Below are 14,323 nucleotides of genomic sequence, written 5' to 3'. Positions count from 1 at the left end.
GCGGTGCGTTCGGTGCGGTGTGCCGCTCCGCGTGCTGTTCCGGACCGTCCTCGCGGCTCCGGCCGGACCAGGGACTTCCGCCCCTCCGTTCCGGTGCTCACCATGCTGCTGTCCGCGGCACGGGTGAGGAAGGAGTTCCCGCTGTCACCAAGTGGTCTGGCACCTTGGTGACAGACGCCGTCTACGATCTCGGCGAAGGGCGCTCGTGAGGGGCGGCCGGAACACAGCTGGGGGGCTGGGACATGCTGCAGGCGCTGGGACTCGGGGCCACTGTCGAAGCCGTGTACCGGGGGATGCTCGCCGACCCCTCGGGAGGGGTCGGCGAGTTGAGTGCGCGCCTCGGGCTCACGCAGACGCAGGTCCGCGAGGGCCTGGACCAGCTCGTCGACCTCGGTCTGCTCAAGCCCTCACGGGACAGTCCGGGTGCGCTGCGGGCGGTACGGCCGGAACTGGGCCTGGAGGTGCTCCTGCGCCGCCAGGAGGCGGAACTCGCTCGGCAGCAGCAGGAGTTGGAGCACAGCAAGGCGGCCGCGGCGCAGGTGGTCTCGGAGTTCGCCGAGCTGCGACCGAACACGGAGGTCGACGGCGCGGAGCGGCTCGTGGGCATGGACGCCATCCAGAGCCGGCTGGAAGAGCTCGCCCATGGACTGGCCCGGGAATGCCTGGCGATCCTGCCGGGCGGCGCACTGTCGGAGGCCAGCCTGGAGGCCTCGCGCCCGCTGGACCAGCGGGCGCTCGCGCGCGGCATCGAGATGTACTCGGTGTACCAGGACAGCGCCCGCAACGACCCGGCGACGCTGGCCTACGCCCGGTGGCTGACCGAGCAGGGAGGGCAGGTGCGCACCAGTCCGCTGCTTCCGCCGCGCCTGCTGATCTTCGACCGCACGGTCGCGGTCGTGCCCATCGACCCCGGCAACTCCCGCAGGGGCGCCCTGTGTACCAGGGCGCCCGGCATCGTCGCCTCGCTGGTCACCCTGTTCGAGCAGACGTGGGAGTCCGCCGTCCCCCTCGGCGCGGACCGCCCCCGCGCCACCGACGCCCGGCCCACGGCGCCCGAACTGGAGCTGCTCAGGCTCCTGGCCTCGGGCATGACGGACGAGGCGGCGAGCAAGCGCCTCGGGGTGTCGCTGCGCACCGTCCGACGCCAGATGGCCGCCCTGATGGAACGCCTCCACGCCACCAGCCGCTTCGAGGCGGGCCTCAAGGCGGCCCGGGAGGGCTGGCTCTGACCCGGCCGGGTCCCGGAGCGCGTGTCCCCGTCCGGACTCGGCCGGACACTCCCGTAGCTGACTCGTACGGGTGGAAACTTTCGCTCGTGCTGGGTATCGGTGCTGCTCAGATGGGGTGAAAGGGGCGGCGGGCTCGTCACCCCGTGGCCGGTGCGGGGCGTTGATGGGGCTGTGAGTACCTCGAGCACAGCCCCGATACTGCCCGTCGACCTCGCCGCGCCCACCGTTCCCGTCGCGCACGACTCGGGCGCGGACAGCGCGCCCGGTGTCATAGTCGTCGACTCCTGCACCTCTCTCGGCACCACCCTGGTCGTCCGCCTCGTCGGAACGATCGACGCCTTCAGCGTCGCTCCGTTGCGTGCGCTGCTGGCCTCGGCGGCGGCCGACGGGTACACCCTGCTCGTCCTGGACACGGCGCGGGTCGCCTGCTGCGATTCCAGTCTGCTCGCCGTCCTCGACTGGTGGCCCCGGCGCGGACGCCGTCTCACCCTCGTGAACCGCTCCCGGGCCGTTCGGCGCCTCCTGGTCGACGTGGTGCCGGAGGGCGTGCGGGGCCGGTGACGGCCGTGGGGCCCCCGCGCCGCGAGGGCCCCACGTCCCGCCCGGTCGCCCGCGGCCGTCAGAGGCGGGCCGGGAGGCCCGGAGGCGTCGGGAGCGGGAGGGCCGTGCGGTTCCGCGCCTGGGCGGGCGTGGCCCGGCAGGTCAGGTCGGCGGCCGGCAGCCGTCCGGTCGTCAGATAGGCGGTGGCGGTCCTGTCGGCGCAGGACTTGGAGCCGTAGACCCCGTGGCCCTGGCCGTCGAGGACGGTGACCATCCGGGAGCCCTTCATGCTCCGGTGCAGGCCCTGTCCGCTGACGAGCGGCGTCTGGGAGTCCCATTCGTTCTGGAGGACGAGCGCTCCGACCGCGTTGTCGACCTTGGTGGCGGGCTCGGAGCCGTTCTTCCAGAACGCGCACGGCTTGATGTTCGACGCGAAGTCCCCGTACAGGGGATAGGTGGCCTTGTCGCGGATCGCGTCGCGGCGGTACTGCTCCGGGTCGCGCGGCCACGCCCGGGTGTCGGCGCAGGCCACGGCCCAGAACGCCGCGTCCGAGTTGTCCGAGGGGACGGCGCGGGCGAAGGACGGCGGTACGGGTCGGGGCGGGGTGCTCCGCTTCGACGGCGCCGGGGAGGGAGTGCCCTCGGCGGCCTTCTTCAGCTCGGCGATCGCCTCGGCGGCGCCCTTGACGTCGAAGAACACCGCGCGGCCTGACCGGATGTCGTCGCCGGTCAGGAGCGTGCCCTGGAAGTCGATCGGCTTGCGGTCGGCCTGGGCGACGAGGTCCCAGAAGGTCTGGGCGACCGCGGCGGGCGTGCCGCCGAGGCCGTAGGTGGCGTCGCGCTCGGCGGTCCACCTGCTCCAGCGCTCGAACGCCGGCTCCGCGCCCTCCGCCCACACCTGGATCATGCCGCGCCAGATCCGCTGCGGGTCGACCGCGCTGTCCAGCACGATGCGGTCGGAGCGCTTCGGGAACATCTGCGTGTAGACCGCGCCCAGGTAGGTGCCGTAGGAGTACCCGAGGTACGAGATCTTCTTCTCGCCGAGCACGGCGCGGATCACGTCCATGTCCCGTGCGGTGTTGCGCGTGGTGAGGTGGGGCAGCACGTCACCGGCCTTCGTCCGGCACTTGTCGGCCACGGTCCGCGCCCAGCGGACGTCCCGCGCGAACGTCTCGCGCTTGTACGGGCGCTGCCAGTTCAGCTCGTCGTCGTTCAGGCCGCAGCTCACGGGCGAGCTGAGGCCGACGCCCCGGGGGTCGAAGCCGATCAGGTCGTACCGCTCCTTCACCGCGGTCGGCAGTTCCGCGCCCATGTACAGGGGCATGTCGAGACCCGGGCCGCCGGGTCCGCCGGGGTTGAGCAGCAGGACGCCGTGGCGCTTCTGAGGGCTGGTCGCCTTGATCCGTGAGAGGGCGATGTCGAGTTTTCCGCCGTTCGGCCGGGTGTAGTCGAGCGGCACCTTGAGGGTCGCGCACTGGTAATTCGCCGGCGCCTCGGCGTCACAGCGCTTCCAGCGCGGTGTCTGGCGGGTGTAGGGCGCCAAGGGGTCGGCGGATGCCGTCGACCGGGCCGGCTGCGTGTCCGCGAACGCGAGAGCGGGAGTGAGGGCGGGGATCAGGGTCGTGACCGCGCCGAGGGCCACGAGGGGTGCTATTCGCCTGCTGCGCACAGTGAGTCAGATCCTTGCGGGAGGTGGACGATCCGTCCCATGAACCCTTTCCCAAGGGGAAGTTGGCCGCATCCCTCCCCCGGACGGCGCCGCGTCCGACCACAGGAGGAGAGCGGCCGGAGGAATGGTTCCCGAGGCGGAGAACGCGGGGTGCCGTTTTCCCGTCCGCCCTCCGTCCGGCCGCTCCGATCCGGCCACTTGAGGGCCGGCCGTTCCGAACTCCCGGGCACGGGGAGATTGTTCTTCTGATTTTCTCCCTATTACCGCATCCGAATGAGTCATGATCATCCGCGCGGCATTCCGTGCTTATCATTCCCGGTCTATGACACAAGATCAGAAGGGGCGGGCATCGCGTGAATCAGCGGATGTCGTCGTCCTCGGCGCCGGCCCGGCCGGCCTCCTCCTCGGCAACCTCCTGCTGGCGGCGGGGGTCGACTGCGTCATCCTCGAACGGGCCACCCGCACCCACGTCCTGAACCGGGCCAGGGCCGGTTTCCTGGCGCCCAACACGGTACGGATCCTGGACCGCCACGGCCTCGCAGACGGCCTGCACCGCGACGGACGCACCCACGGCACCTGCGAGTTCCGTACCGCCGACGGTCGTTTCCGACTCGACTACGGCACCCTCGGCCGCGGGGAACGGCACACCGTCTACCCCCAGCAGAACCTGGTGTCCGACCTCCTGGAACGGTACGCCGAGGCCGGCGGGCGGATCCGCTTCGACACCGAGGCGCTGGCCGTGCAGGACGCCTCCGGCCGCCACCCCCATGTGATCGCCCGGGAGCCCGACGGCCGTCCCGTCCGGTGGGACGGCCGCTACGTCGCGGGGTGCGACGGACGCCACGGCTGCGCCCGCCGCTCGCTGCCGCCGAACGCCGTCCGCCACCGTCACGACCACGGCGTGAGCTGGCTCGGGCTGCTCGCCGAGGCCCCGCCCAGCCTCGACGCGGTCGGTTACGCCGTCCACGACCGCGGCTTCGCCGGACACATGGCACGCGGACCGCACGTCACGCGCTACTACCTGCAGTGCCGACGCGGATTCTCCGCCGACTCCTGGTCCGAGGAGCGGATCTGGGAGGAGCTCGACCTGAGGATGCGGGCCGAGGAGTACGGCCCGCTGCGCCGGGGGCCGATCATCGAGCGCGGCGTCGTCGACCTGACGTGCGACGTGGTCGAACCCCTGCGGCACGGCTCCCTCCTGCTCGCCGGTGACGCGGCGAGCCTGACGGCCCCGGCCGCGGCGAAGGGGGCGAACCTCGCGGTCCTGGAGGCGGAGCTCCTGGCCGAGGCGCTGACCGGGGCCCTCCGTCGGAACGACGAGGCGGGCCTGGACCGCTACTCGGCGCGCTCCCTGGCCTTCATCTGGCGGGCACAGGAGTTCACCCAGTGGATGACCGGGCTGCTCCACGCGATCCCCGGACAGGAACGGTCAGAAGGATCGTTCTTCCACGCCTCCCTGCGGCGTGCCCGCCTCGATTCCCTGCGCACCTCCCGCGCGCACCAGGACTGGTTCGCCGAGAACTACGTCGGCGTCTGAACCGGCGCCCCGCGCCGGGCCCCACCGAAGTGCCCCGACCGGGTCCCCCACCCGACGTGCACCGGCCCCGGTCCCCCACCCGAGGCCCCCACTCCCGGCCCCGGCCGGCCCGTCACCGGACCGCGCCCCGGCCCGCCCTGCCCCCTCCCATCGCCCCGGCACCCACCTGAGGACACCCCGTGACGACCACGACCCTTCCGTCGGAAGCCCACCTCCCCGACGCCCCCGCCCCACGCGGCGAAACGATGCCTCTCGACGACGCGGCGCGTCTGCGCGCGGCGGCGGACTTCGTACGGCGGCACGACAGCGACACCCTGCTGCCCCTCCTCCTGCCCGGTCTGCACGGTCCGGAACTCGCCTCCGTGGCCGCGAACTGCCGGTTCGCCCACGTCGGCCTCCTGGTCTTCCCCCGGGACCAGCGGCACCTGCGGGACCTGCTCGCCGTGAACGGGCTCGCCGAGGACACCCCGTCCTGCCCCAGCGTCGTCGTACGCGAGCGTCTGGCCCGGCGCCACCGCCGCGACGTGGCCGAGCTCGACGTCCGCATCCTGCGGCCCCGCGTCCACGGCCCGGCCGACGAACCGCGCGCGGTCGAGGTGTTCGCCCTCACCGTCCCCGCGGGGTCCGCCCTCGAACAGGTCGCGGCGCACGAACGCGCCCTCGACCACGAGGCTCACCTGGCCTTCGCCCTGGAGCACCCCGACCCGCTCGTGCTGCGCGGCCTGTGCGCCGTGCTCACCCGGCTCGGAGCCCGCCCCGACGGCGGCGGGTACAACCCGCACGAGAACGGAACCGTCCTCTACTTCGCCACCCCTGACACGAGGTGCGGATACCGCCGGATCGAGCTCTACGCACCCGGCGACCACCGCGAGGCCCTCGCCGCCCACACGGGTGGACGCCCCGGCGCCGACCGGCCCGCCGAAACGCTCCTCCATCTGCTCACCGGAGCGTGGACCACCCAGGCCCTCGCCGCGTTCGCCCGCCTCCGCCTGCCCGAGGCCATGGACGTCACCGCCCCCTCCCGCACCCGGGAACTCGCCCGGCGGACCGCCACCGACCCCCGGAGCCTCGCCACCCTGCTCCGCTACCTCGCGATGCTCGGTGTCGTGTCCGAGGCCGAGCACGCGGAGCACACCGAAGCCGCCGACGGACACGGCGCGTTCCGCCTCACCGACCTGGGCCGGCTGCTCCGCGCGGACGCCCCGGACACGATGCGCCCGCTGGCCCTGATGTACGCGGGCCCCTTCTACGGGTCCTTCGCCGCGCTCGACCACTCCGTACGGACAGGCCGGCCCGCCTTCGACCACCTCTTCGGCGAGAACCACTTCGACCACTTCGCCCGCGACCCCGAGCTGGCCGATCTCTTCGACCGCTCCATGGCGGCGAGTTCCCGCATGTTCGGCCCGCTCCCCGACCACCCGGTGATCACCGCGGCCGCCCAGGCCCCCACCCCGCGGACCGTCGTCGACGTGGCCGGCGGCAACGGGGAACTCCTCGGGCGCATCCTCACCGCGCATCCGTCCCTGCGCGGCACGCTCCTCGAACGGCCCCACGTCATCGAGGCCGCCCGCCGATCGCTCGGCTCCCTGGGCTGCGGCGCCCGCTGCGACTACCGCAGCGGCACCTTCGCCGATCTGCCGCACGGCGGGGACGTCTACGTCCTGTCCCGCATCCTGCACGACTGGGACGACGACCGGTGCCGGGAGATCCTGCGCCACTGCGCCCGCGCGATGGGCGCCCGGGCCGACCTGCTGATCGTCGAACGGCTCCTCCCCACCGACGGCTCTCCGTCGCTGGCCACGGCCTGGGACCTCCACATGATGTGCAACGTCGGAGGCCGTGAGCGCAGCGCCGAGCACTACGCCCGTCTGCTCGCCGACGCCGGTCTCGAGCTCCTGGACCGTACTCCCCTGCCTCTTGAGGCCCACGTCCTGCACGCCCGCAGGGCCGCTCGGCCGGGTGCCGCGGACGCCCACGGCCTCCCGCACGGAAGGGGGCCCGCGGCCGGCGGGTCAGACTCCGGCTGACTCCTCGCCGTCCCGGACGGCCGAGAGCGGCTCGGCGATGTCCTCCAGGGAGCGGCGCTCCGCCTTCACGGCCAGGAAGGCGGCCACGATCCCCGCCGCGCACATCAGCGCGGCGCCGATCTGGAAGGCGAGCACCGTGTCCCCGACCACGCCCGACTCGGTCAGTTCGGCGAACACCAGCGGGCCGCTGATGCCACCGGCCGCCGTTCCCAGCGCGTAGAAGAAGGCGATGGCCATGGCACGGGTCTCCATCGGGAAGATCTCGGAGACGGTCAGATAGGCACTGGAGGCGCCCGCCGAGGCGAAGAACAGGACCACGCACCAGCAGGCCGTGAGCGTGGTCGCGGTCAGCGAGCCACGGTCGAAGAGCCAGGCGGTCCCGAAGAGCAGCAGACCCGACAGCAGATACGTGCCCGCGATCATGATGCGGCGGCCGACGGTGTCGAAGAGCCGGCCGAGCAGGAGCGGCCCCAGGAAGTTGCCCGCCGCGATCACCGCGAAGTAGTAGCCGGTGCTCCCGGTGGGCACGTCGAAGAAGGTGATGAGGATGGTGCCGAAGCCGAAGGTGACGGCGTTGTAGAGGAAGGCCTGCCCGATGAAGAGGGCCAGGCCGAGGACGGCGCGGCGCGGGTAGCGGCGGAAGACGGTCTTCGCGATCGTCCCGAAGCCGATGCTCGTGCGCTGGTGGATGGTGATCCGGCCGGCCGGGGGCGGCAGCTCGGCGCCCTTCTCCGCCTCGATCTCGCGCTCCACCGAGCCGACCAGTTCCTCCGCCTCCTCGCCGCGGCCGTGGATGAACTGCCAGCGTGGACTCTCCGGGACGTGCCGGCGCACGAGCAGGATGACCAGACCGAGTACGACTCCGAGGGCGAAGCTGAGCCGCCACCCGACGTCCTTCGGGAAGATGTCGGTGTCCAGCATGACGATCGACAGCAGGGCGCCGCCGATGGCGCCCAGCCAGTAGCTGCCGTTGATGATCAGGTCGACCCGTCCCCGGTAGAGGGACGGGATCAGCTCGTCGATCGCGGAGTTGATGGCCGCGTACTCGCCGCCGATGCCGAAGCCGGTGAGGAAGCGGAAGAGGAAGAACCACCACGACTCGAAGGAGAGGGCCGTCATCGCCGTGGCGCCCAGATAGACGGCCAGGGTGATCATGAAGAGCTTCTTGCGGCCGTGGCGGTCGGTCAGCCACCCGAAGAACAGCGCGCCCGAGCAGGCGCCCGCCACGTAGAGCGCGGCGGCCACACCCGTCACCTGGGCCGCGGAGATGTCGAGGCCGCTGCCCTCCTCGGCCAGCCGGCCGGCGATGTTGCCGACGATCGTGACTTCGAGCCCGTCGAGGATCCATACGGTGCCGAGACCGATGACGATCATCCAGTGCCAGCGGGACCAGGGGAGCCGGTCGAGCCGGGCCGGAACGGCGGTGGTGACCGTGCCCGTCCCGGACTCCGTGGAAGCAGACGTCGCGCGCATGGTTCTCCTCTCTCCGAAGCTGCGGGTACCCCCCTCGCGAGCGGTCATCCGTCGGCCCGGCGGGTGCGCGGACTCCGCCGGTCACGGAGGGCGATGCGGCGCCGGCGGTCACGGCTCTCGCGGACCTGCCGGTCCAGCTCCTCCATCAGCCGGCGGCCCCGGTGCTCGGGGTCGAGTTCGTCGAGGATCCGGTCGACCTCGGCGAGCAGCGCCCCGTACAGCTGCCAGCGGCCCGGGTCGGAGAGCGCGAGGGCGAGGAGCCGGTCGGCGGCCGCGTCCCGGCAGGCCCTGGCCGCCCGGAGTTCGCCGGCCAGGCGGCTCTCCGCGGCCTCGGCGCCCTCGCTGCCCAGCGCGGTGACGAGGACGGCGAAGCTGACGATCGCGTCGGCGGTGTACTGGGCGGTCTCCCGGATGGCGAGGGCGGCCCGCTCCGGCAGCAGCTGGTTGCCGTCGCGGTGTTTCGCCAGGTCGGTGAGGGTGCGGGCGAGGACCCGCAGGACGACGGCGCAGATCTCCAGGGTGTCGAGGCCGGTGCGCAGCACCACCCGGTGCAGGAGCCCCTCCTTGACGCGGGGGTTGAACCGCAGGCTGTCCTCGGCGGTCCGCAGGGCCCCGTCGACGTCGGCGACGTCGTTGTCGAGGCGGCGGGCCTCGTGGAGGCGGGCGGCCGCCTGCTCCACGGGGGGCGCGCCGGTGAACTCGTCCGCCACGTCCAGGAGCAGCAGCCGCATGCGCCGGGCGAGGTCCTCGATGGAGTGGCCGGCGGTGTCGACCCAGACGGGCGGTGCGAGGAACAGGTTGAACAGCAGGCCCACGACGGCGCCGATGAGGGTCTCCAGGACGCGGTCCCAGGCGGTGTCGGAGACCTGGGTGACGCCGAGGACGAGCATGGCGCTGATGGCGACCTCGGGGATGAACTCCTCGACCCGGACGAGACGGCCGACGAGCAGTGAGGCGAGGATGACGAGCGCGAGGCTCCACCAGGAGAGACCGACGACGACGCTGAACGCGATGGCGATGAGGACGCCGACGACGACCGCGTTCACCCGGCGGAGGCTGGTGGTGAGGGTGGAGTAGAGCGTGACCTGGACGACGAGGAGGGCGGTGAGTGGCGCGGTGAGGGGTACCGGTTCGCTGCTGAGCCGGAGGGCGACGACGTAGCTGAGGGTGGCCGCCGCGGTGGACCGTACGGTCTGGACGGCGAAGGGGTCGCGGCGGAGGCGTGTGAGCAGCCCGTCGTCCCGGTCGTGCCGTCCCGCGCCGCGCGCCACGTGCCACCTCGTCCCGTCGCCGCCCCGCACGGGGCAGTCTGGACGACCGACTGCCCGAACGGGTCCGGGCTCATGCGCCGGTGCGCCCAGGCGGACGAGGGATCACCCCCGCTTCGGGGGGCCTGCGCGACTTCGGGCCCCGGTCGCCTCCCCCGCGTGCCGCCGCGCGCCGGGACGGGCGATTTCCCCCTCAGGCCTCCTCGGCCACGGTGTCGCCCGAGGGGGGAGACGCCCTTCGCCTGCGGTACAGCACGACCCCGCACACCGCGAGGAGGAGGGCGGCCACGGCGGCCACGCCGAAGGCCGTCCGCTCGGCGAAGAGCCTTCCGAGGACTTCGAGGACGCCGAGCCCCGCGGTCGCGTAGACCAGCGCCCAGGCCGCTCCGCCCACGAACAGTGCGGGGAGGTAGCGCGGCAGCGGCATGCGCATGCTGCCCGCGAGGAAGTTGGCGGCGGTCTGGAATCCGACGGTCAGGAAGGAGACGGCCACCACGGGAGCGCCCCACCGCTGGATCGCCCGCTCGGCGCGCTGGAACCTCGCCGAGGAGATCCGGCCGGCGAACCTGCTGCGCCGGGCCCCGGCGCCGGCAAGCCATCCGACGGCGAAGGTCCCGCCGGCGCGGAGCAGGACGATGACGTACAGGGCGCCGGCCGTCAGCGCGATCTCATCCACGACGCCTCATCCTGGCCACCCGTACCCTGCCTCTGCCTGTTCCGTCCTCCGGGCTCCCACCCGCGGGGCAAGGCCAGCCTAACCTAATCGCCAGACGGCGGACAGCGACGCTTCCGCCGTACCGCTCCGCCGGTGTTCCCGGAGGCTGCCGACCCGTCGCGCCGAAAGTCTCACCCGGCAGCGACTTCGGTCGGGGGGATCGAGCCCTTCGGCCGACGCGCCCGCCCAACGGGCCGAAGAGAGTGGCGACATGACCTCCACACCGATCGCCCGCCGGACCCTGCTCGCGGGAGCCGCGGCCCTGTCCACCGCCTGCGTCGCGGGCACCGCGCACACCCCGACCAGGTCCACCGCCGTGGCGGCCTCCACGCGGCCCTCCGGAGCGTTCACCTACCGGGGCGTCAACTTCGACACGGACCGCGAGGTCTGGCGGACCGCGTACGTGCGCCGGGAGATCGCCGCCATCCGGCAGCGGCTGCACGGCAACGCCGTCCTGCTGCTCGGCCACGACCTCGACCGTCTGACGGAGGCCGCGGCCATCGCGGCGGCCCACGGCCTCTTCGTCTGGTTCGAGCCGCGCCGGTTCGACCAGGACGCGGAGCAGACGCTCGCGTTCCTCGGTGCGGTGGCGCGCGCCGCCGAGCGCCTCCGCTCGCGGCACCCCGGAGTGGGCCTCTCGGTCGGCACCGAGCTGACCATCTTCATGTCCGGCCTGGTGCCGGGCAAGGACTACAACGAGCGCGGTCAGGCACTGGGGCGCCCGGAGTCGGCCGGCTACCAGGAGCGGCTCAACGCCTTCCTCGGCAGGGCGCTGACGGCCGTGCGGCCGCGGTTCGGCGGGCTCGTCACGTACAGCTCGGGCGAGTGGGAGTCGGTCGACTGGCGCGGCTTCGACGTCGTGGGGGCCAACCTCTACCGCGACGCGGACAACAAGGCCACCTACGCCCGGAGGCTCCGCGCCCTGAAGCGGCACGGCAAGCCCGTCGTCATCACCGAGTTCGGCTGCTGCACCTTCACCGGGGCCGCGGATCACGGCGGGGCGGGCTTCAACGCCGTCGACTGGGAGCGGGTGCCTCCGCGGGTCAGGGACGGCTACGTCCGCGACGAGCGGGAACAGGCCGACGAGATCGGGGCGCTCCTCGACCTCTACGCGGCCGAGGGCGTGGACGGCGCTTTCGTCTACAACTTCATCGCCCCGGATTCGCCGTACTCCCCGCGGCGACGCGACGACCTGGACATCGCCAGCTTCGCCCTCGTCAAGACCTTCCCCTCGGGGACCCGGCGCGGTTACGCGGAGACCGGCCGGTGGGAGCCCAAGCTGTCCTTCCACACGGTGGCGGGCCGGTTCCGGTAGGCGCGCCTGACCCGTACGGACCAGGCACGGCGCGCCCCGCGCGCACGGCACCGAGCATGGAGGGGACCGGCGGCCCCCCGCGTGCCGCCGCGCCCCGAGCGCCTCCAGGAAAGGTCCGGCCATGACGTCGTGGATGTCGTCCGTCTCCCCCTCCCACGCGTCGCCCCGGATGTCCCCGTGAGTGCCCGGGGCGGGAACGACGCGGCGGACGGGGGCCGCTACGGCCGGGACGCCTTCCGGCCCGAGCAGCCCGGCGAGGCCGAGCGGATCGACCTCGGTGCGCTCGCGTACGACGACCTCACGCTGACCCGGCTGCGCGCCCTCGGCGCCGGGCCGGGGTGGCGCTGTCTGGACATCGGTGCCGGCACGGGGACGGTGTCGCGGCGGCTTCTGTCCGAGGCGGAGGTGGCGGGCGTCCTGGCCGTCGACCGAGACGTGCGCTTCCTCGCCGAACGGCCCGTACCCGGGCTCGATGTGCTCCAGGCCGACATCACCGCCCCGGGCTTCGCGCCGGGCAGGTTCGATCTGGTCCACGCGCGGTTCGTGCTGATGCACCTGCCGGAGCACGAGCGGATGGTGTCGGTCCTGGCCGGGCTGGTCGCACCGGGCGGGGTCCTGGTCCTCAGCGACGCGGTCGACCTCACCAGCGACCGTACGGGGGCGGCGGCCCCGGCCCGGGACGGCGGGGCGGCGGCGGACACGCCGTACGCCGCGGCGATGCGCGCGATGTGGCGGGGTCTGCGCGGGTCCATCGGCACGGACGTCTCCTGGGTGCCCTCGTATCCACAGCTGCTGCGCACGGCCGGCCTGCGGGAGGTGGGCGCGGAGATGTACGTGCCGCCGTTGCTGCGCGGCAGCCCGATCAGCCGCTTCTGGGCCGACACGTGGGAGCGGAGCCGTGCGTCGATGGTGGCCACGGGGCTGATCGACGGTGCCGGGATCGACGCGGCGGTGCGCTATCTGGACTCGGACGCGTGTGCCGCGCTGTCGGCCGGGATGCTCACCGTCTGGGGCCGGCAACCGGGGACCGCGGAGCCCGGCGCACGTTGACGGTGGCGACGGCCCTGCACGCGCCTGGTCGCCCGCCTCCGTACCGGCACAGCGCACGGAGCCCCACAGGCCCCCCCACGGCACCCCGCACGGCACCCGGCCCCCGTCCGAGCTTCACGCTCGGACGGGGGTTCTTCGTTGCGTCCGCAAGCAGAACGCCTCTGCGGTCTCCACGCCCACACACCATGCCCGCGTTTGCACTTATCGCGCGCATGCAACTATTGTGGAAGCACGCAAAGAGCCCACTCAAGCAATCTGGAAGGGTTGAGCCATGCCGCTCGCACTCCTCGCCCTGGCAGTCGGGGCCTTCGGGATCGGCACCACCGAATTCGTGATCATGGGACTGCTGCCCGAGATCGCCGGCGACTACGGCGTCTCCATCCCCACCGCGGGCCTCCTGGTCACCGGCTACGCCCTCGGCGTCGTCGTCGGCGCGCCGCTCCTGACCGTCCTGGGCAACCGGGTCAGCCGCAAGCGGATGCTCATGGCGCTGATGGGTCTGTTCGTGATCGGCAACCTGGTCTCCGCCCTGGCCCCGACCTTCGGGATGATGCTCGCGGGCCGGGTCATCGCCTCGCTCGCCCACGGCTCGTTCTTCGGGATCGGCTCCGTCGTCGCCGCCGGGCTCGTCGCCCCGGACAAGAAGGCCGGCGCCATCGCCACCATGTTCACCGGACTGACCGTCGCCAACATCGTCGGCGTGCCGCTGGGCACCTTCATCGGGCAGGCCGTCGGCTGGCGCACCACCTTCGCGATCGTCGCCGCCCTCGGGGTGATCGGGCTGTTCGGCATCGCCCGGCTCGTCCCGGCCATGCCCCGCCCCGAGGGAGCCCGGCTGCGCGGCGAGCTGACGGCCTTCCGCAACCCACAGGTCCTGCTCGCGATGGCGATGACCGTGCTCGGCTTCGGCGGCGTGTTCGCCGCGATCACCTACATCGCCCCGATGATGACCGAGGTCGGCGGCTATTCGGACGGTGCCGTGACCTGGCTGCTCGTGCTGTTCGGCGTCGGAATGTTCCTCGGCAACCTGCTCGGCGGACGCTTCGCCGACCGCGCCCTGATGCCCTTGCTGTACACCACCCTCGGCGGCCTCGCGCTCGTCCTCGCCCTGTTCACGCTCACCGCGCACCACAAGGTCCTGGCCGCGATCACCGTCCTGCTCGTCGGAGCGCTCGGCTTCGCGACCGTCCCGCCGCTGCAGAAGCGCGTCCTCGACCAGGCCCACGGCGCCCCGACCCTCGCCTCCGCCGTCAACATCGGCGCCTTCAACCTCGGCAACGCCCTCGCCGCCTGGCTCGGCGGCATGGTCATCGCCGCCGGCTTCGGCTACACCTCCCCCAACTGGGTCGGCGCCGCCCTCGCCGCCGCCGCACTCCTCCTCGCCTTCTGGTCCGCCGCGCTGGAGCGCCGTACCCCCGCCCCCACGGTCGCCGCCGCCCAGCTCGCCGGCGACCGCGTCCCCGTACACCACTGACACCACCCGCACCATCGAGCGCACCG

General features: G+C 72.9%; 11 protein-coding genes. 7 read left to right on the top strand and 4 right to left on the bottom strand.

The window, feature by feature from the left end; all coding sequences use genetic code 11:
- Nucleotides 1–242: 242 nt before the first annotated feature.
- Both ABTY59_RS15620 and ABTY59_RS15615 read left to right on the top strand, forming a co-directional pair.
- Nucleotides 243–1,229 (top strand): helix-turn-helix transcriptional regulator, encoded by a 987-nt coding sequence (locus tag ABTY59_RS15620; RefSeq protein WP_352019464.1) that lies wholly within the window; start codon nucleotides 243–245, stop codon nucleotides 1,227–1,229.
- A gap of 171 nt (nucleotides 1,230–1,400) precedes the next feature.
- A complete protein-coding gene (locus ABTY59_RS15615; protein WP_352019463.1) occupies nucleotides 1,401–1,790 on the top strand; it encodes an STAS domain-containing protein in 390 nt (129 codons plus the stop codon).
- A 58-nt stretch (nucleotides 1,791–1,848) separates the two neighbouring features.
- Here the strand turns inward: ABTY59_RS15615 and ABTY59_RS15610 are convergent, their stop codons facing one another.
- Entirely contained in the window at nucleotides 1,849–3,438 is a 1,590-nt protein-coding gene (locus tag ABTY59_RS15610) for an alpha/beta hydrolase (protein WP_352019462.1), read from the bottom strand.
- A gap of 322 nt (nucleotides 3,439–3,760) precedes the next feature.
- On the opposite strand from ABTY59_RS15610, the gene ABTY59_RS15605 reads away from it, so the two are divergent.
- Entirely contained in the window at nucleotides 3,761–4,975 is a 1,215-nt protein-coding gene (locus tag ABTY59_RS15605; RefSeq protein WP_352019461.1) for a 4-hydroxybenzoate 3-monooxygenase, read from the top strand.
- 245 nt (nucleotides 4,976–5,220) lie between these two features.
- Entirely contained in the window at nucleotides 5,221–7,002 is a 1,782-nt protein-coding gene (locus ABTY59_RS15600; protein ID WP_352019603.1) for a methyltransferase, read from the top strand.
- Here ABTY59_RS15600 and ABTY59_RS15595 read toward each other — a convergent pair.
- The 3 genes from ABTY59_RS15595 to ABTY59_RS15585 form a co-directional block, all read right to left on the bottom strand.
- A complete protein-coding gene (locus ABTY59_RS15595; RefSeq protein WP_352019460.1) occupies nucleotides 6,988–8,475 on the bottom strand; it encodes an MFS transporter in 1,488 nt (495 codons plus the stop codon). The genes ABTY59_RS15600 and ABTY59_RS15595 overlap by 15 nt on opposite strands.
- A gap of 44 nt (nucleotides 8,476–8,519) precedes the next feature.
- Nucleotides 8,520–9,746, bottom strand: a complete 1,227-nt coding sequence (locus ABTY59_RS15590; RefSeq protein WP_352019459.1) for an FUSC family protein — start codon at nucleotides 9,744–9,746, stop codon at nucleotides 8,520–8,522.
- 190 nt (nucleotides 9,747–9,936) lie between these two features.
- Nucleotides 9,937–10,419: a DedA family protein gene (locus ABTY59_RS15585; RefSeq protein ID WP_352019458.1), complete on the bottom strand. Its 483-nt coding sequence runs from the start codon at nucleotides 10,417–10,419 to the stop codon at nucleotides 9,937–9,939.
- 250 nt (nucleotides 10,420–10,669) lie between these two features.
- On the opposite strand from ABTY59_RS15585, the gene ABTY59_RS15580 reads away from it, so the two are divergent.
- From ABTY59_RS15580 to ABTY59_RS15570, 3 genes are all read left to right on the top strand, one after another.
- A complete protein-coding gene (locus ABTY59_RS15580) occupies nucleotides 10,670–11,773 on the top strand; it encodes a glycoside hydrolase family 113 protein (RefSeq protein ID WP_352019457.1) in 1,104 nt (367 codons plus the stop codon).
- Between the two features lie 177 nt (nucleotides 11,774–11,950).
- Nucleotides 11,951–12,823 (top strand): class I SAM-dependent methyltransferase, encoded by an 873-nt coding sequence (locus ABTY59_RS15575; RefSeq protein WP_352019456.1) that lies wholly within the window; start codon nucleotides 11,951–11,953, stop codon nucleotides 12,821–12,823.
- Nucleotides 12,824–13,094: 271 nt separating this feature from the next.
- Nucleotides 13,095–14,297: an MFS transporter gene (locus tag ABTY59_RS15570; protein WP_352019455.1), complete on the top strand. Its 1,203-nt coding sequence runs from the start codon at nucleotides 13,095–13,097 to the stop codon at nucleotides 14,295–14,297.
- Nucleotides 14,298–14,323 lie beyond the last annotated feature (26 nt).

Source organism: Streptomyces sp. NPDC096079 (genome assembly GCF_040303145.1).
Taxonomy (GTDB): Bacteria; Actinomycetota; Actinomycetes; order Streptomycetales; family Streptomycetaceae; genus Streptomyces.
Note: the sequence above shows the minus strand (reverse complement) of the source record. Positions and strands in the feature narration are given on the sequence as shown.

Bases quoted from the DNA above. Each gene is read 5' to 3' on its own strand.
- ABTY59_RS15620 (WP_352019464.1), top strand. From the start codon at position 243: ATGCTGCAGGCGCTGGGACTCGGGGCCACTGTCGAAGCCGTGTACCGG.
- ABTY59_RS15605 (WP_352019461.1), top strand. From the start codon at position 3,761: ATGACACAAGATCAGAAGGGGCGGGCATCGCGTGAATCAGCGGATGTC.
- ABTY59_RS15600 (WP_352019603.1), top strand. From the start codon at position 5,221: ATGCCTCTCGACGACGCGGCGCGTCTGCGCGCGGCGGCGGACTTCGTA.
- ABTY59_RS15595 (WP_352019460.1), bottom strand. From the start codon at position 8,475: ATGCGCGCGACGTCTGCTTCCACGGAGTCCGGGACGGGCACGGTCACC.
- ABTY59_RS15580 (WP_352019457.1), top strand. From the start codon at position 10,670: ATGACCTCCACACCGATCGCCCGCCGGACCCTGCTCGCGGGAGCCGCG.
- ABTY59_RS15570 (WP_352019455.1), top strand. From the start codon at position 13,095: ATGCCGCTCGCACTCCTCGCCCTGGCAGTCGGGGCCTTCGGGATCGGC.